We start from the raw sequence: 17,319 nt of genomic DNA on the forward strand, positions 1-17,319 counted from the left end.
CGCCGCCGGCATCTCCTTCACGGAGCCGGCGCCTTTCGTGCGGCTCCGACCGCCACTGCGGGCCGTGTGCGCCGCTGCCGGAAAGGTTGCCCATGAGAATTGACATGCGGAAGCGGCGTTGGCCGCGATTGACCCGTCGGCAGACGTTGACGGCGGCAGCCAGTGCCACCCTCGGCGCCGCCGCCCTCGCCGTGCCGGGTCTGTCGTCCGCCGGTGACGACAAGGGCGCCGCCGCCGGTGTCGACGAGACGATCGTGGTGCATCTGCGCGACGGCCGCTCCGGAACGATGGACGTGTTCGTCGGTGAGTCCCGCATCGAGGTGCGGGACCGCGGCCTGGCCGACCGGTTGCGCCGCGCCGCCCGGCGCTGATCCCCACCGGTCATCGAAATCCCCCTTCTTTCGCTCAGTGAGGTGGCTGCGCCATGTCTTCACACCGTGAGGCGCCGGAGATTGCCAAGGATCCGGTTGCCGATTCATCCGACCTGTACGCGTTCGTCACCCCGGACCGTCCGGACACGGTGACGCTGATCGCCAACTACGTGCCGCTGCAACTACCGTCCGGGGGCCCGAACTTCTTCGAGTTCGGCGACGACGTGCGGTACGAGATCCACATTGACAACAACGGTGACGGCCAGCCGGACATCACCTACCGCTTCGAGTTCACCACCGAGATCACGAACCCGAACAGCTTTCTCTACAACACTGGTCCGATCGAGGCGCTGGACAGCAAGAACTGGAACCGCCGGCAGTTCTACCGGCTGACCCGCATCGCCGGGGGCAAGGAGCAGTTGCTGGCCCGCAAGCTGCCCTGCCCGCCGAGCAACGTGGGCCCGCTGTCCATCCCGAAGTACGGTGATCTGGTCCGGCAGGCCACTTTCAACCTGTCCACGGGGGAGAAGGTCTTCGCCGGGCAACGTGCGGACGGCTTCTACGTCGACCTGGGCGCAATCTTCGACCTCGGTACGCTGCGCCCGTTCCAGCAACTGCACGTGGCGGGGAAGAAGATCTTCAAGGCTGCCGGCGAACCGGTCAACGCGCTCGACCGGATGAACGTGCACAGCATCGCCCTCCAGGTGCCCGTCGGCAAACTTCGTCGTCGCGCCGACCGGCATCACTGGCAGGAACCGGCGTCGGTGATCGGGGTGTGGACGTCGGCCTCCCGGCGCCAGGTGCGGGTGCTCGGTGACAGGAGCACCGCCGACACCAACACCGGCCCGTTCACGCAGGTGTCCAGATTGGGTAACCCGTTGTTCAATGAGGTCATCGTGCCGATGGCGCAGAAGGACCTGTGGAACACGCTGCCGCCTGCGGAGGACAAGCGGTTCGCGCAGTTCGTCGAGCAACCGGAACTGGCCGCCCTGCTGCCGGTGCTCTACCCGGGGGTCTTCCCCAACCTGGAGAAGTTGAACAAGTCGAAGAAGGCGCGAGCGGATCTGGTCGCCATCCTGCTCACCGGCATCCCGGAGGGACTGATCAACGGCTTCACCAATGCCACCGGTGACACCCAGGCCGACATGCTGCGCCTGAACACCGCGATCCCGCCGGCCCGCCGGCCGAACCGGCTGGGTGTGCTCGGCGGTGACCTGGCGGGCTACCCCAACGGGCGGCGGGTCACCGACGACGTGGTGACCATCGCGCTGCGGGCCGTCGCCGGGCTGACCGTGCCATTGGTGGACCGGAAGTTCACCCCGGACGCCGCGGCGGCCGCGGTGACGCCGGGGCTGACCGAGGCCGACGTCACCGCTCCGTTCCTGCGTAACTTCCCGTTCCTCGGTACGCCGTACGACGGGTTCAACAACCCGCCGGTGCGGGCCTGAGCCGGGAGGCGTCGCATGACCGATCACGCGCACGCGCACGCGTACGGCCCGACAGGCAGTGGCACCGTGATGCTCAATCTGGGCGCAGACATCGGCGCCTTGATCATTTATACCGGGCGGCAGTTGCTCGGTCGGGAGATCGAGATCAGTCTGACCGGCCGGGACGACGAAATCAGCCGGACCGGCCTGGCCGACAAACCGCGTACCCATGCTGCCGTGCGGGAGCGCCAGGTCCGGGACGGCACATTCCACAGTGCGGTCTATCCCGACCTTTCATGCGGTGTGTATACCATCTGGTGGGACGAAAAGCAGCCGGCCGGCACGGTTGCCGTGGCGGGCGGCTCGGTTGCCGAGTTCGTCTGGCCCACCAGCGTTTCTCCATCCGCTGACTAACTGCGTTCGACCTACCGACGGCCGCGCCTCGTCCACATTGTGGGCGGGGCGCGGCCGTCGTGTACGTGGCCGACGGGCGGGGTCGGCGAAGTCGGGATAACCTTGCGATTCAAGATCAATCATCGTGCCGGGTGGTCTTCCGGAAGTGCTCGCGCGAGGTCCGGCGGGGACCGCCGCAGGACGGGCGCCACGGGAGAAAACTTGGGCAACTCGCCGGGAGGGGCGTTACTCGGCCGGGGTCTGAATCGATAGGGCAGGGCGAGACCGGGTGGTCCGGACGGCAGTCCGGGTGCGTGTCGGGAGGGCGACTCCATTATCAAGTTTGGCTTGACGGCGCACGCATTACACGCGTGTAATTTGAATGGGGTTGTTCGCGCGGAACGCAACAAAACGGGGCCGGACGGACAAACACGCCTTTCGCGTGGGGGGTTGCAGCGGCGATGACGCCGGTGCGCGACAAGGAGGCAACTGATGGACGGCCAGCTTGAGGCGGCCGACCTGCTCGGAAACGCGCCGGAGTGGCAGGAGCGGGCGTTGTGCTCGCAGACCGACCCGGAGGCGTTCTTCCCCGAGAAGGGCGGCTCGACCCGCGAGGCGAAGCGGATCTGCTCGCGGTGCGAGGTCAAGACGGAGTGCCTCGAATACGCTCTCGGGCACGACGAGCGGTTCGGGATCTGGGGCGGGCTCTCCGAGCGGGAGCGGCGCAAGCTCAAGCGGCGCGTCGCCTGATCCGTCGTCGGGTGGGGGCGGTTGGGGGCCGCCCTGCCCGGAGGCTCGGTCGTCGCGGACGGCCGGTCGCGGTGGGGGCCGCGACGGTCGGGGCGGGCCGTGACACGCAGGGCCGTGAAGGTCGGGTAGGCCCAGGTCAGGCCAACTCGTCCGGGTCGACGCCGAGCAGGTTCGCCACCTGCTCGATGATCACGTCGTGTACCAGGTCGGCCAGATCCTCCCGGTCCATCGCCCGGAACTCCAGAGGGCGCCGGTACAACACGATCCGGGGCGGCACCTCCTGGCGACCGGGTCGGCCCGGCAGCAGCCGGGCCAGCGGCACCTCACCGTCCTCCAGCACGTCGGAGTCGTAGACATTGAGCTCGGGCGGGACGTCTTCGACGGCGAACTCGACGCCGGCCAGTTCCTTGGCGAACCGGCGCTCCAGCGTTTCGACGGTGTCCAGCACCAGGTCGTCGAAGATCTCCGCCTTGGTGCGCGCCAGCGGCACGGTGGCCGGCACGAGCCGTCCGCGCAGGCCGCGACCATGCCGGTCGCGGTGGCCGCGCCGGCTGCCGCCGGGACGGCGGCTCTCCGGGCTCGTCATGAGCCAAAGGGTAGCCGCCGCCCGGGGCGGGTCATAGCTGCGCCGAAACCGTGGCGCGCCGGGCCGCGTTGAACGGGGTGGGGCAAGCCCCACTGGCGTCGGCGTGTGGGAAATGTGATCACCAAGACGGGCGTGTCGTAACGCGAAGCGGTGCGCCGGAGCCGGTAATGGAGATACCCTGCGCCCGTGAGGTCACCACGGCGCTGCTCCCGCAACGGCTGCCCCCGGCAAGCAGTCGCCACGCTGACCTATGTCTACAACGAGTCAACAGCCGTGGTCGGCCCGTTGGCCGCGTTCGCCGAGCCGCACACGTACGACCTCTGCGAGCCGCATGCCCGCAGCCTCACCGCCCCCCGGGGCTGGGAGGTGGTCCGGCACGAGGGGGAGTTCGAACCCCCGCCGCCCACCACCGACGACCTGGTCGCCCTCGCCGAGGCGGTCCGCGAGGCCGCCCGCCCCACCCCCCGTCCTCCCCAGGACGATCAGCACCAGCCGACCACACCCCCCACCTCCGCCACCTCCCGCCGTGGCCACCTCCGCGTGATTCCCCCCAGCCACTAGCCCGGCGCGCTGCACCCCGCCCGAGTCGAAAAGATGGGGTGGGTCAGTCGCCGAGGAGGCGGGAGAAGGTCTGGGCTCGGCGGGCGGTGCGGCCGGTGCGGGATTCGGCGTCGTCGGCGGAGACCATGACTCGTAGGCCGGCGTTGACGGCCAGCCAGCGCAACGGCTCCGGTTCCCAGCGGGGAGAGCGGTGGTTGACCCAGGGCAGAACGGTCAAATCGGTCTGCTCGCCACGGATCAGGTCGGCCAGGGTGCGTCCGGCCAGGTTGCTGGTGCCGACGCCGTCACCCACGTACCCACCGGCCCAGGCCAGCCCGTCGGTCGGCTGGTAACCGACCGAGGCGGCCCAGTCCCGGGCCACCCCGAGCGGCCCGCCCCAGGTGTGTGACACCGGGAAGTCCGCGCCCAGCACCGGAAAGAGGTCGGTGAGCGTGCGACGCAGCGCCGCGAAGACGCGAGGTTCCCGGTCGTACGCGGCCCGCACGCGGGAGCCGAAATGGTACGGCGCACCCCGCCCGCCGAAGGCGAGTCGACCGTCGGCGGTGCGTTGGCCGTAGATGATGACGTGCCGAAGGTCGGTGAACGTCTCCCGCTCGGCCAGGCCGATCTGTGCCCAGGTCGTTGGCGGCAGCGGCTCGGTGGCGAGCATCAGCGAGTAGACCGGCGCGATGGCCCGCCGCTGCCCGGGAAGTCCCGGGGTGTACCCCTCTGTCGCCCGCACCACCACCGGCGCGCGTACCGTCCCGTTCGGGGTCACCGCCGCACCCCGACGGATCTGGGTGACCGGGGTCCGTTCGTGGATGGTCACTCCCCGTCGCTCGACCGCCCTGGCCAGTCCCCGGACCAGTCGGGCCGGGTGCACGGTCGCGCAGTGCGGGGTGTACGCGCCGCCCCGTACCCCCTCGGCGGAGCACCGGGCCGTGGCCTCGTCGGGACCGAGCAGGGCGAGATCCTCGGCGCCGAAACCGAACTCGCGCGCCTCCATGACCGCGGCGCGGGCCCGTTGAAGCTGCGGTGCGCTGCGGGCGAGCATGACGGTGCCGGCGTACGACCAGTGGCAGTCGATGCCCTCGGCCGTGACCACCCGACCGACCTCGCGCACCGTGTCGTGCATGGCGTGTTGCATGGCGATCGCGGCGTCCCGGCCGTGCCGACGGGCCAGCCCGGTCAGCGAGGTGGGCAGCAGCGCCGAGCACCAGCCGCCGTTGCGCCCGGACGCGCCGAAGCCGGCCACCTGCCGCTCCAGCACCACGATGCGCATCGTGGGGTCGGCCTGCGCCAGGTAGTACGCCGCCCAGAGCCCGGTGTAGCCGGCGCCGACGATCACCACGTCGGCCTCCGTGTCACCACCCAGCGCCGGACGCGGAGTCAGCGGTTCATCGACTGTGGACAGCCAGTACGACAGGTCGTGGTAGGACACGGTGACTCCTGACGGTGCTGGTCAGGCCGGACCTGACGATCCGGCCTGACCACGGTGGACGCTCGCGCGGCCCGGCTTCGTCAGAGGCGGGACCAGGCCTCGGTGAGCACGGTGCGCAGGATCTGCTCGATCTCGTCGAACTGCTGCTGCCCGGCGATCAGCGGCGGGGCGAGCTGCACCACCGGGTCGCCCCGGTCGTCGGCGCGGCAGTAGAGCCCGGCGTCGAAGAGCGCGGTGGAGAGGAAGCCGCGCAGCAGCCGCTCGGACTCGGCCTCGTCGAAGGTTTCCCGGGTCGCCTTGTCCTTGACCAGCTCGATGCCGTAGAAGTATCCGTCGCCCCGGACGTCGCCGACGATCGGCAGGTCGTGCAGCTTCTCCAGGGTGGAGCGGAACGCGCCCTCGTTGGCTCGTACGTGCCCGATGAGGTCCTCGCGGGCGAAGACCTCCAGGTTGGCCAGGGCGACCGCGCAGGAGACCGGGTGGCCGCCGAAGGTCACCCCGTGGGCGAACATGCCGGTCTCGGTCAGGAACGGCTCCATCAGCCGGTCGCTGGCGATCATCGCGCCGAGTGGGGCGTACCCCGAGGTGATGCCCTTGGCGGTGGTGATGATGTCGGGCTGGTAGCCGTAGCGGGCGGCGCCGAAGTATTCGCCGAGCCGCCCCCACGAGCAGATCACCTCGTCGCTGACCAGCAACACGTCGTACGCGTCGCAGATCTCGCGGACCCGCTCGAAGTAGCCGGGCGGCGGCGGGAAGCAACCGCCGGAATTCTGCACCGGCTCCAGGAAGACCGCAGCGACGGTGTCCGGCCCTTCCCGTTCGATTGCCCGCGCGATCTCCTCGGCGGCCCAGCGGCCGAACGCCACCGGGTCGTCACCGTGCTCCGGTGCCCGGTAGAAGTTGGTGTTCGGCACCTTGATGCCGCCGGGCACGAGCGGCTCGAAGTCGGTCTTGATGCCGGGCAGACCGGTGATCGACAGGGCTCCCATCGAGGTGCCGTGATAGGCGATGTACCGGCTGACCACCTTGTGCTTGGTCGGCTTGCCGACCCGCTTGAAGTACGCCCGGGCCAGCTTCCAGGCCGCCTCGACCGCCTCGGAGCCGCCGGTGGTGAAGAAGACCCGGTTCAGGTCGCCGGGGGTGAGCGTGGAGATCCGCTCGGCCAACTCGACGGCGGTCGGGTGCGCGTACGACCAGAGCGGGAAGTAGGCCAGCTCGCCGGCCTGCTTGGCGGCGGCCTCGCCCAACTCGGTGCGCCCGTGGCCGGCGTTGACGACGAAGAGCCCCGCGAGCCCGTCCAGGTAGCGGCGACCCTGGGCGTCCCAGACGTACGCTCCCTCGCCGCGAACGATGGTCGGCACCTCGCCGGCGGAGTAGCTCGCCATCCGGGTGAAGTGCATCCAGAGGTGGTCGGTGGCGTTGGCCATGTCAGCCCCATCGGGTCTCGGGCCGGTCAGGGGTCACCGGCCGCTCTGCCAACGGTTATCCCATAGTCTCGCGCCGAAATGCAAGTCAATCGGTTGGCCAGGCGGCTTGGAGCAACGAATTCAGCGAGATGACGCGCTGCTGGCAACGGAATCCGTATCTACGGTGTGATGTTCGTCGGTCGAGTCGCGGGGGCCGGAGTGTAGTGCGGGCGGGGTCCGGCGGGGTGTGGGCGGGCGGGGGCTGGCGGGGTGTGGGCGGGCGGGGGCTGGCGCGGCGGGCGGCGGACCTGTCCAGGGCGCTTCGGGGGCATTTCGGGTGGTCCCTGAAGTGCGCGAAACAGTCCCTGCGCAACACGCCGGGACCGGCCGGACAGCGCCACTCAGGGTGACTAGCGTGCAGCGCAACGTGACTCGGGTGGAGGTCGGGAGATGAACGAGGCGCTCAGGCTGGCGATGGCGAACAAGGGCGAGACCGCTGAGTCGTTGGCCGGGAAGGTCGGCGTCGACCCGAAGACGGCGGGTCGGTGGGTCGCCGATGGGCGCATTCCGCATCCTCGGACCAGGGTCGCCGTCGCCACCGTGCTCGGGCGCCAGGCTGAGGAACTCTGGCCCGAGCCGTTCCGCCGCCGCGATCTGCCCTGGTTCCGGGAGTGGGCGGAACTGGAGCAGAAAGCCAGCTCACTGCGGTCGTATCAGCCACTGTTGGTGCCGGGGCTGCTACAGACCGAGGCGTACGCCCGGGGGGTGCTGGCCACCGGCGGCCTGTTGCCGCCGACGGAGGTCGAGGAGATAGTCGCGGGGCGGATGGCGCGGCAGCGGGTGTTGGAGCGGGAGCATCCGCTCCAACTGGTCGCGGTGATCGACGAGGTGGTGCTGCGTCGACAGGTGGGCGGCGACCGGGCGGTGATGACCGGGCAGCTCAGCCACCTGGCTGGGCTGGGCGAACGGGAGCACGTGCAGGTGCGGGTGATTCCGGCGGAGAATCCGTGGCACACCGGCCTGGCCGGGCCGTTCGTGCTGGCCCGCACGCCGGACGGCGGCGAGGCGGCCTATCTGGACAATCAGCTGCGCGGTCAGGTGGTGACCGAGCGTGCCGACCTTGCTAGCCTGAGCGCGAGATGGGAGAGCGTCACCGGTGAGGCGCTGCCCCGTCGCCAGTCCATCGAGCTGATCAGGGAAGTGGCGACGACATGGACATGACCGGCGCCCGTTGGCGCACCGCCACCCGCAGCAGCAACAACGGCGGCGACTGTGTCGAGGTGGCCGACAACCTGCCCGGCCGGATCCTGGTACGCGACAGCAAGGACCGGGCCGGCGGCGTGCTGACCTTCGCCCCTGACGCCTGGCGCACCTTCGTCGCGGCCACCCCGCGCCGAGTTGGCCGCTGACCGACCCGGTTCCGCCGAGCCGGGCTGACCTACCCGGCTCCGCCGAGCCGGGCTGACCGGCTCGGCTCCGCTGGCCGGGCTGGCTGATCGACTCGGTTTCGCCGTAACGGCGGGGTTGACGGCGCCCTGATGCCGCCGTTTCGGCGAAACGGAGTCGATCAAGCGCAAGCAGGTCGGGGCAGGTCGGGCCGGGCAGGTCGGGCCGGGCAGGGACAGGTCGGGCCGGTCAAGGTCGGGGGCGGGGCAGGGTCAGGCGGTGCCCCAGCTGTAGGTCTGCTTGCGCAGCTTGAGGTAGACGAACGCCTCGGTGGAGACCACACCGGAGACGGCGCGCAGGCGTTGCAGGATGTCCAGCAGGTGCTCGTCGTTGCGGCAGACCACCTCGGCCAGCAGGTCGAACGAGCCGGCGGTGATCACCACGTAGTCGACCTCGTCCAACTCGGCGATCCGGTCGGCGACGGATTCCAGGTCCCCGTCGGTACGCAGACCGATCATGGCCTGGCGGGGGAAACCGAGCTGAAGTGGATCGGTGACCGCGACGATCTGCATCACCCCGGCGTCGAGCAGCCGCTGCACCCGCTGGCGTACCGCCGCCTCGGAGAGTCCCACCGCCTTGCCGATGGTGGCGTACGGTCGGCGTCCGTCCTCCTGTAGCTGTTCGATGATCTGCTTGGCCACGTCGTCGAGTAGGGCGTGGCTTGCGCCCTCGCGCACGCTGATCCGGCGGCCGCCGTTGCCGTTGCCGTTGTCGTGCTGCCGGTTCGTCATCGACCGCTCCCCATGTCCGTCACCGGGCTGAGCCTAACGCCAACGGAGGGTCTGGCGTAATTCGTCGTCCGAAGCTATTGCGGCAACGGAATCCCTTGTGAGCGAGGTTTTCTCATGTCAGGATCAGTCGTCCATCGCCATTGACCCTCCCCGCCGGCGTATCCCCCCGTCCCGCCGCCGACGCTGACCCATTGGAGTCGTCACATGCGTAGTGCCTTCCGGCCCCTCACCCGGCGTGGTCTGCTCACTGGCACCCTCGGTTCGGCCGCGTTGCTCGCCGCGGGTGGCACCCTCGCCGGCTGTGGCACGCCGGGTGCCCAGCAGACCGAGACCGGCTGCGTCAGCGAGGACCTCTCCGGGACGGAGAAGAAGCTCGCCTTCTCCAACTGGCCGCAGTACATGGACGTCGACGATGACGACAACGCCAAGCGACCCTCGCTCGACGGGTTCGTCAGCAAGACCGGCATCCAGGTGGCCTACACAGAGGATGTCAACGACAACAACGAGTTCTTCGGCAAGGTGCAGAACCAGCTGGCGGCCTGTCAGGGCACCGGGCGGGACCTCATGGTGCTCACCGACTGGATGGCCGCCCGGATGATCCGGCTGGGCTGGATCCAGAAGCTCGACAAGTCGAAGCTGCCCAACGTCGACGCGAACCTGTTGCCATCGCTGCGCAACCGCCCCTTCGACGTGGATAATCACCTCGCCGTGCCGTGGCAGTCCGGGCTGGCCGGGTTGGCGTACAACGGCCGCGTCACCGGGGAGATCCGTACGGTCGACGAGTTGCTCACCCGCCCGGATCTCAAGGGCAAGGTGACCGCGTTGACCGAGATGCGCGACACCATGGGGCTGATGTTGATGTCCAACGGTCACAACCCGTCCGACTTCACCAGCAACCAGTTCGACGATGCGCTCAACAAGCTCAAGAAGGCCGTCGACTCCGGGCAGATCCGCCGGTTCACCGGCAACGACTACGCACCCGACCTGGCCAAGGGGGACATCGCGGCGTGCATCGGCTGGTCCGGTGACATCATCCAACTCGGCTTCGAGGACGAGAAGATCAAGTTCGTGGTGCCCGATTCCGGGGTGATGCTCTGGTCGGACAACATGCTCGTACCGAACAAGGCGACCCACAAGGCCAACGCCGAAGCGTTGATCAATCACTACTACGACCCTGCGGTCGCCGCCCAACTCGCCGCCTACGTCAACTACATCTGCCCGGTGCAGGGCGCGCAGAAGGAGATGGAGAAGATCGACCCGGAGCTGGCCGCGAACCCGTTGATCTTCCCCGACGAGGCCATCCTCTCCAAGGCCCGGGTCTTCATGGCGCTGGACGAGAAGCAGGAGCGCGAGTACGAGACCAAGTTCCAGCAGGTTATCGGAGCGTGACGATGGCGCGGGAGACACCGGCCGGCGACCTGCGCCTGGCCAACCTCACCAAGACGTTCGGCGCGTTCACCGCCGTCGACGATCTCAGCCTGACCATTGGCCAGGGCTCGTTCTTCGCCCTGCTCGGCGCCTCCGGCTGCGGCAAGACGACCACCCTGCGGATGATCGCCGGGCTGGAGGAGCCGACCAGCGGGCAGGTGCTGCTCGGTGACCGGGACATCGCCGGGCTGCGCCCGTACAAGCGGCCGGTCAACACGGTGTTCCAGAGCTACGCCCTCTTCCCGCACCTGGACATCTTCGAGAACGTGGCCTTCGGGCTGCGCCGACGCGGCATCCGGTCGGTGGACAGCCAGGTGCGGCAGATGCTCTCGTTGGTGCAGTTGGACGGGTACGAGCGGCGCCGTCCGGCCCAGCTCTCCGGCGGCCAGCAACAGCGGGTCGCGCTGGCCCGAGCGCTGATCAACCACCCGCAGGTGTTGCTGCTCGACGAGCCGCTGGGCGCGCTGGACCTCAAACTGCGTCGCCAGATGCAGATCGAACTCAAGCGGATCCAGACCGAGGTCGGCATCACCTTCGTGCACGTCACCCACGACCAGGAGGAGGCCATGACGATGGCCGACACGGTTGCGGTGATGAACGCCGGACGGATCGAGCAGCTTGGCGCACCGACCGAGATCTACGAGTTCCCGGCCACCGCCTTCGTGGCCAACTTCCTCGGCCAGTCCAACCTGATCGCCGGTGACGTCTCCGGCAGCAACGGGGGCGACACCCTGGTCACCGCGCACGGGGCGCGATTCTCGGTGCCGTCGGCCCGGGCCCGTACCGACCAGGGCCCGGTCTACCTCGGCGTACGTCCGGAGAAGCTACAGCTGGCCGGAGCTGCCGTGCAGGTGCCCGCCGGCAGCCAGCACCTCGACGGGACGATCTCCGACGCCTCGTACGTCGGGGTGAGCACCCAGTATCTGCTGCGCACCAGTTGGGGCACCGAGTTGAGCGTCTTCGTCGCCAACAGCGGGACTCAGCAGCGCTACGCCGTCGGCGAGCGGGCCGTGGCGTACTGGGATCCCCGGCACGCCTTCCTGCTCAGCCGCCGCGCCGGGGAGGACGACCGCACCACGCCGGTACTCGACCAGCCGGTGGGCGCTTCCTCATGAGTGTGTTCGCTCACGTATCCACCGGTTCCGGGCAGCCGGCGTCGCCGCCGCCGGCTGCCCGCTCGGCGCGGTACCGGTTCCTGCCGTACCTGCTGTTGTTGCCCGGTGCGGCCTGGCTGTTGCTGTTCTTCGCCGTGCCGCTGGTGCAACTCGCCTCGGCCAGCCTCTACGACCCGGAGGGTTCGCTCTCCACCGGGTACGCGTTGACCTGGGCGTTCGGTAACTATCCGACGGCATTGCAGCAGTACTGGCCACAGTTCAGCCGGTCGTTCCTGTACGCCGGCATCGCCTTGGTGTTGGCGCTGCTGATGGGCTACCCGCTGGCGTACGCGATCGCCCAGAAGGCCGGCCGGTGGAAGAACCTCCTGCTGGTCTGCGTGGTGGCGCCCATGTTCACCAGCTTCCTGGTGCGCACGCTGGCCTGGAAGACCATCCTGTCGGACAACGGTTGGCTGGTCGGGCTGCTGCGCGACGTGCACCTGCTCGGCCCGGACGGACGGCTGCTGGCCACCCCGATCGCGGTGGTGCTCGGCCTGACGTACAACTTCCTGCCGTTCCTGGTGCTGCCGCTGTACGCGAGCCTGGAGCGGCTCGATCACCGGCTGCTGGAGGCCGCCAGCGACCTGTACGCCAGCCCGCTGAAGACCTTCCGCCGGGTCACCCTGCCGCTGTCGATGCCCGGGCTGATCGCCGGGACTCTGCTGTTCTTCATTCCCGCGACCGGTGACTACATCAACGCCGAACTACTGGGCACCCCGAACCAGTACATGATCGGCAACGTCATCGACTCGGCCTTCCTGGTCCGGCTGGACTACCCGCAGGGCGCGGCGCTGTCGTTCCTGCTGATGTCGGCGATCCTCGCGGTGGTCTTCGTCTACCTCCGCCGGGCTGGGACGGAGGAGGTCCTGTGAGCGCGAGGAGTGCAGCGCAGCGGAGCCCCGCAGTCGCGAACGAAAGGTGGGCTCGGTGAGCGCGAGGAGTGCAGCGAAGCGGAGCCCCGCAGTCGCGAACGAAAGGTGGGCTCGGTGAGCCGTGTCTCTCGGTGGTTCGCCCAGCACTGGGTGATGGGGGTCGCGCTGCTGGTGCTCGGCTACCTGTTCCTGCCGATCGCCGTGGTCGCCGCGCTGTCGTTCAACCGTCCGTCGAGCCGACTGTCGTACGACTTCAACGAGTTCACTCTCGACAACTGGCGTAACCCGTGCGCCACCTCGGACATGTGCGACGCGGTGCTGCGCAGTGCACAGATCGGCTTCCTCGCCACCGTGGCCGCCACCGCGCTCGGCACGCTGATGGCGTTCGCGCTGGTCCGTCACCGGTTCCGGGGCCGTTCCGGGCTCAACGTGCTGATCTTCCTGCCGATGGCCACCCCGGAACTGGTGATGGGCACCTCGCTGCTGGCCCTCTTCGTCGCCGGTGGGGTGCCGCTGGGCTTCTGGACCATCGTCATCGCGCACGTCATGTTCTGCCTGTCGTTCGTGGTGGTGACGGTCAAGGCGCGGCTGGCCGGGATGGACCGGCGGCTGGAGGAGGCCGCGATGGACCTGTACGCCAGCGAGTGGCAGACGTTCCGCCGGATCACGCTGCCGTTGGTGCTGCCCGGCATCGTGGCCGCCGCCCTGCTGGCCTTCTCGCTGAGCTTCGACGACTTCATCATCACGAACTTCAACTCCGGCACCACCGTCACGTTCCCGATGTACGTCTGGGGTGCCGCCCAACGGGGCATCCCACCGCAGGTCAACGTCATCGGTACGGCCATGTTCGCGATCGCGCTGCTGCTGGTGCTGGCCACCATGCTGCGGGGGCGGCGGGCCCGCCGCTCGGCGATCACGGCGGCCGTTCCGGCGCCCCGGGCGGCCAGCCGGTCATGAACCTGCCGCCGCCCGGCCGGGCCCTCACCGACGCGGTACGCGCACCGTACTGGCTCGACCGGCCGGAGCGGCCCGACCCGGTGCCGCCGCTGGCCGGGCCGACCAGCGCAGACCTGCTGGTGATCGGCGGCGGGTACGGCGGGTTGTGGGCGGCGCTGCTGGCCAAGCAGGCCGACCCGGGGCGGGACGTGCTGCTGGTGGAGGCGGGTACCTGCGGCTGGGCGGCCTCCGGACGCAACGGCGGTTTCTGCGCCGCCTCGCTGACCCACGGGCTGGCCAACGGGGTGCAACGGTTCCCCGACGAGATCGACGAGTTGGAGCGGCTCGGCCGGGAGAACCTGGACGCCATCGCGGCGACGATCGCCGAGTACGGCATCGACTGCGACTTCGAGCGCACCGGCGAGCTGGCCGTGGCGGTCGAGCCGTACCAGCTCGACGGGCTGACCGAAGACGCCGCGCTGGCCCGCCGATACGGCCACGACGTCAGCCTGCTCGACGCCGACGAGGTGCGGGCCGAGGTGGACTCCCCGACGTACCTGGGCGGGTTGTGGGATCGGGACCGGGTGGCGATGCTCGACCCGGCGCGGCTGGCCTGGGGTTTGCGCCGGGCCTGCCTCGACCTCGGTGTGCGCATCCACGAGCACACGCGGGTGACCGGGCTGCGCCGGGTCGGTGCGGCGCTGCTCGCCGAGACCACCGGTGCCGACGGCCTGCCCGGGGCGGTACGCGCCGACCGGGTGGTGCTGGCCACCAACGCGTTCCCGCCGCTGCTGCGCCGGCTGCGCGCCTGGGTGGTGCCGGTGTACGACTACGCGCTGATGACCGAACCGTTGACGCCCGCGCAGCGCGACGCCATCGGCTGGCGCAACCGGCAGGGGTTGGCGGACACCGGCAACCAGTTCCACTACTACCGGATCACCGGCGACGGTCGGATCCTGTTCGGCGGCTACGACGCGGTCTACCACTACGGCAACCGGGTCGCCCCCGCGCTGGCCCAGCGGGACGCCACCTTCACCGCCCTGGCCACGCACTTCTTCACCACCTTCCCGCAGTTGACCGATGTGCGGTTCAGTCACCGGTGGGGCGGGGTGATCGACACCTGCACCCGGTTCTGCGCGTTCTTCGGCACGGCGTACGACGGGCGACTGGCGTACGCGGGCGGCTACACCGGGCTGGGTGTCGGGGCGACCCGATTCGGTGCCCGGGTGCTGCTCGACCTGGTCGCCGGGGCGGACACCCCGCTGACCCGGCTCGCCCTGGTGCGCGACAAGCCGCTGCCGTTCCCGCCCGAACCGGCCCGCGCGGTCGGCATCGGGCTTACCCGCTGGTCCTTGGCCCGCGCCGATGCACATGAAGGGCGGCGCAACCTCTGGCTTCGTACGCTCGATCGGGTTGGTTTGGGGTTTGATTCCTGATGCGTGTCCTGCTTGTCGGCGCCGGTGGCGTCGGTGCCGCCGTCGTCGCCATCGCGGCCCGGCGCGCCTTCTTCGAAACCATGGTGGTGGCCGACTACGACCCCGCCCGCGCGGCGCGGGCGATCGCGGGCCGCGACGCCCGCTTCGCCGCCGCCCAGCTTGACGCCAGTTCCGCCGAGGCGGTCGCCGCGGCCTGCCGCGAGCATCGGATCACCCACGTGCTCAACGCGGTCGACCCGCGGTTCGTCATGCCGATCTTCGACGGGGCGTACGCGGCCGGTGCCGACTACCTGGACCTGGCGATGTCGCTGTCGAAGCCGCATCCGGAGCGGCCCTACCAGGAGACCGGCGTCAAGCTGGGCGACGAGCAGTTCGCGGTGGCGCAGCGGTGGGCCGAGGCGGGCCGGCTGGCGCTGTGTGGCATCGGCGTGGAGCCGGGCCTGTCCGACGTCTTCGCCCGCTACGCCGCCGACGAACTCTTCGCCGAGATCGACGAGATCGGGGTACGCGACGGAGCGAACCTGACCGTCGACGGCTACGCCTTCGCGCCGTCGTTCTCCATCTGGACCACCATCGAGGAGTGCCTGAACCCGCCGGTGATCTGGGAGGACGGGCGCGGCTGGTTCACCACCGAGCCTTTCAGCGAACCGGAGGTGTTCCACTTCCCCGAGGGCATCGGGCCGGTCGAGTGCGTCAACGTGGAACACGAGGAGGTGCTGCTGATCCCGCGCTGGGTGCCGGCGAAGCGGATCACCTTCAAGTACGGCCTCGGTGACGAGTTCATCGAAGTGCTCAAGACGCTGCACAAGCTCGGCCTGGACTCGACCGTGCCGGTGTCGGTGAAGGGCGTCGAGGTGTCGCCGCGCGACGTGGTGGCCGCCTGCCTGCCCGACCCGGCCACCCTCGGCGACCGGATGCGCGGCAAGACCTGCGCCGGCACCTGGGTACGCGGCACCGGTGTCGACGGCCGACCCCGCGAGGTCTACCTCTACCACGTGGTCGACAACGAGTGGTCGATGCGCGAATACGGTCACCAGGCGGTGGTCTGGCAGACCGCGATCAACCCGGTCGTCGCCCTGGAACTGCTGGCCGGTGGAGCCTGGTCGGGCGTCGGGGTGCTCGGCCCGGAAGCGCTGCCCCCGAGGCCCTTCCTCGACCTGCTGACCGACTACGGCTCACCCTGGGGCATGGAGGAACGATGACCCGCTACGGCCCGATGTTCGGCCCCGACGTCACCTTCCTCGGCGTGCCGCCGTGCACCATCGAGGAGCCGGTGACGTACGCCGACGCCGATGTCGTCATCATCGGCGCACCCTTCGACGGCGGCACCTCACACCGCCCCGGCACCCGGTTCGGCCCGTCGGCCATCCGCCAAGCCTGCTACCTGCCGCACGACGGCTCCCGCCCGTCCCTGGCCATGCGCGTCGACGCCCTCAAGGACCTTTGCGTGTACGACGCCGGTGACGTGGAGATGTTCTCCGGCGACATCGAACGCTCCCTGGCCGCACTGGAAACCGCCGTGTACGCGGTGTCATCGGCCGGCGCGATCCCGGTGATCCTCGGCGGCGACCACTCCATCGCCCTGCCCGACGCCACCGGCGTGGCCCGCCACCACGGGCTCGGCCGGGTGTCGCTGGTGCACTTCGACGCGCACGCCGACACCGGGGACATCGAGTTCGGCTCCCTGCACGGGCACGGTCAGCCGATGCGCCGGCTCATCGAGTCCGGCGCCGTACGCGGCGACCGCTTCCTCCAGATCGGACTGCGCGGCTACTGGCCGGGGCCTTCCACGCTGCAATGGATGGCCGAACAGCGGATGCGCTCGTACGAGATGACCGAGATCGTGGCCCGGGGCCTGGACGACTGCCTGTCCGAGGCGTTCGACATCGCCACCGACGAGTGCGACGGTGTCTTCCTCTCCGTCGACGTGGACGTGGTCGACCCGGGCATGGCACCTGGCACCGGCACCCCCGAGCCGGGCGGCTTCACCTCCCGACAACTGCTCGACGCGGTCCGCCGGGTCTGCTACGAACTCCCGATCGTCGGGCTGGACGTGGTCGAGGTCGCCCCACCGTACGACCACGCCGACATCACCGCCTTCCTCGGCAACCGCATCGTCCTGGAAGCCCTTTCCGCCATCGCCCGCCGCCGCCACGACGCCACCGGCGCCCCACCCTGGACCCCCACCCAACCCCTCCTCGACGCCCGCTGACCCCCACCCTCACGGCCCGCCCTCCTCACCCCTTGCCCTCATCACCCCTTGCCCCCGCGCCCCGCCCTCCTCGCGCCCCGCGCCCTAGCCCCGTCGATCTTGCACTTCTGGTCGGGGAATAGAGGACATAAGCCGTGAATCAGCGACGGTAAGTGCAAGATCGACGAGGTGGGGGTGGGGTGGGGTGGGG

18 protein-coding genes are annotated in these 17,319 nt (G+C 69.7%); 14 read left to right on the plus strand and 4 right to left on the minus strand.

The window, feature by feature from the left end; translation table 11 throughout:
- The first annotated feature begins 92 nt into the window (after positions 1-92).
- From AB0M35_RS01850 to AB0M35_RS01865, 4 genes are all read left to right on the plus strand, one after another.
- Positions 93-371, plus strand: coding sequence for a hypothetical protein (locus tag AB0M35_RS01850; RefSeq protein ID WP_363740379.1), 279 nt, complete (start codon positions 93-95; stop codon positions 369-371).
- A gap of 53 nt (positions 372-424) precedes the next feature.
- Positions 425-1,819 carry a DUF4331 domain-containing protein gene (locus AB0M35_RS01855; protein WP_363740380.1) on the plus strand — a complete coding sequence of 465 codons (1,395 nt, stop codon included), beginning with the start codon at positions 425-427 and terminating at the stop codon, positions 1,817-1,819.
- Between the two features lie 15 nt (positions 1,820-1,834).
- Positions 1,835-2,212 carry a phospholipase gene (locus AB0M35_RS01860; protein WP_363740381.1) on the plus strand — a complete coding sequence of 126 codons (378 nt, stop codon included), beginning with the start codon at positions 1,835-1,837 and terminating at the stop codon, positions 2,210-2,212.
- Positions 2,213-2,683: 471 nt separating this feature from the next.
- Positions 2,684-2,941, plus strand: coding sequence for a WhiB family transcriptional regulator (locus tag AB0M35_RS01865; protein WP_092380743.1), 258 nt, complete (start codon positions 2,684-2,686; stop codon positions 2,939-2,941).
- A gap of 136 nt (positions 2,942-3,077) precedes the next feature.
- On the opposite strand, the gene AB0M35_RS01870 is transcribed toward AB0M35_RS01865, so the two are convergent.
- Positions 3,078-3,527 (minus strand): metallopeptidase family protein, encoded by a 450-nt coding sequence (locus AB0M35_RS01870; RefSeq protein WP_043719749.1) that lies wholly within the window; start codon positions 3,525-3,527, stop codon positions 3,078-3,080.
- 186 nt (positions 3,528-3,713) lie between these two features.
- Between AB0M35_RS01870 and AB0M35_RS01875 the strand changes: the two genes are divergently transcribed.
- On the plus strand, positions 3,714-4,088 hold the full coding sequence (locus tag AB0M35_RS01875) for a DUF3499 domain-containing protein (RefSeq protein ID WP_363740382.1): 375 nt from the start codon (positions 3,714-3,716) through the stop codon (positions 4,086-4,088).
- 43 nt (positions 4,089-4,131) lie between these two features.
- Here AB0M35_RS01875 and AB0M35_RS01880 read toward each other — a convergent pair whose 3' ends face one another.
- Both AB0M35_RS01880 and AB0M35_RS01885 read right to left on the minus strand, forming a co-directional pair.
- On the minus strand, positions 4,132-5,508 hold the full coding sequence (locus AB0M35_RS01880) for an FAD-dependent oxidoreductase (RefSeq protein ID WP_363740383.1): 1,377 nt from the start codon (positions 5,506-5,508) through the stop codon (positions 4,132-4,134).
- A gap of 80 nt (positions 5,509-5,588) precedes the next feature.
- Positions 5,589-6,935, minus strand: a complete 1,347-nt coding sequence (locus tag AB0M35_RS01885) for an aspartate aminotransferase family protein (protein WP_363740384.1) — start codon at positions 6,933-6,935, stop codon at positions 5,589-5,591.
- A 429-nt stretch (positions 6,936-7,364) separates the two neighbouring features.
- On the opposite strand from AB0M35_RS01885, the gene AB0M35_RS01890 reads away from it, so the two are divergent.
- Positions 7,365-8,135 (plus strand): helix-turn-helix transcriptional regulator, encoded by a 771-nt coding sequence (locus AB0M35_RS01890; RefSeq protein ID WP_363740385.1) that lies wholly within the window; start codon positions 7,365-7,367, stop codon positions 8,133-8,135.
- Positions 8,126-8,323: a DUF397 domain-containing protein gene (locus AB0M35_RS01895; RefSeq protein ID WP_363740386.1), complete on the plus strand. Its 198-nt coding sequence runs from the start codon at positions 8,126-8,128 to the stop codon at positions 8,321-8,323. Before AB0M35_RS01890 ends, AB0M35_RS01895 begins: the two co-directional genes overlap by 10 nt.
- Positions 8,324-8,572: 249 nt before the next feature.
- Here the strand turns inward: AB0M35_RS01895 and AB0M35_RS01900 are convergent, their stop codons facing one another.
- Positions 8,573-9,091 (minus strand): Lrp/AsnC family transcriptional regulator, encoded by a 519-nt coding sequence (locus AB0M35_RS01900; RefSeq protein WP_363740387.1) that lies wholly within the window; start codon positions 9,089-9,091, stop codon positions 8,573-8,575.
- Between the two features lie 204 nt (positions 9,092-9,295).
- On the opposite strand from AB0M35_RS01900, the gene AB0M35_RS01905 reads away from it, so the two are divergent.
- The 7 genes from AB0M35_RS01905 to speB all read left to right on the plus strand — a co-directional run bounded on the left by AB0M35_RS01905 (position 9,296) and on the right by speB (position 17,129).
- Positions 9,296-10,480, plus strand: coding sequence for a spermidine/putrescine ABC transporter substrate-binding protein (locus tag AB0M35_RS01905; protein ID WP_363740388.1), 1,185 nt, complete (start codon positions 9,296-9,298; stop codon positions 10,478-10,480).
- Between the two features lie 2 nt (positions 10,481-10,482).
- Positions 10,483-11,634: an ABC transporter ATP-binding protein gene (locus AB0M35_RS01910; RefSeq protein ID WP_363740389.1), complete on the plus strand. Its 1,152-nt coding sequence runs from the start codon at positions 10,483-10,485 to the stop codon at positions 11,632-11,634.
- Entirely contained in the window at positions 11,631-12,545 is a 915-nt protein-coding gene (locus tag AB0M35_RS01915) for an ABC transporter permease (RefSeq protein WP_363740390.1), read from the plus strand. The genes AB0M35_RS01910 and AB0M35_RS01915 overlap by 4 nt, the downstream gene beginning before the upstream one ends.
- A gap of 114 nt (positions 12,546-12,659) precedes the next feature.
- Positions 12,660-13,502, plus strand: coding sequence for an ABC transporter permease (locus tag AB0M35_RS01920; protein WP_363740391.1), 843 nt, complete (start codon positions 12,660-12,662; stop codon positions 13,500-13,502).
- The gene (locus AB0M35_RS01925) at positions 13,499-14,917 is read left to right on the plus strand and encodes an FAD-dependent oxidoreductase (RefSeq protein ID WP_363740392.1); all 1,419 of its coding nucleotides are present in this window, start codon (positions 13,499-13,501) and stop codon (positions 14,915-14,917) included. The genes AB0M35_RS01920 and AB0M35_RS01925 overlap by 4 nt, the downstream gene beginning before the upstream one ends.
- Positions 14,917-16,119, plus strand: a complete 1,203-nt coding sequence (locus tag AB0M35_RS01930) for a saccharopine dehydrogenase C-terminal domain-containing protein (RefSeq protein WP_363740393.1) — start codon at positions 14,917-14,919, stop codon at positions 16,117-16,119. The genes AB0M35_RS01925 and AB0M35_RS01930 overlap by 1 nt, the downstream gene beginning before the upstream one ends.
- Complete coding sequence (speB, locus tag AB0M35_RS01935) at positions 16,116-17,129, plus strand: agmatinase (RefSeq protein WP_363740394.1); 1,014 nt, start codon at positions 16,116-16,118, stop codon at positions 17,127-17,129. Before AB0M35_RS01930 ends, speB begins: the two co-directional genes overlap by 4 nt.
- Positions 17,130-17,319: the final 190 nt, after the last annotated feature.

Origin of the sequence: Micromonospora sp. NPDC051196 (genome assembly GCF_040682415.1) — a bacterium.
GTDB lineage: Bacteria > Actinomycetota > Actinomycetes > Mycobacteriales > Micromonosporaceae > Micromonospora.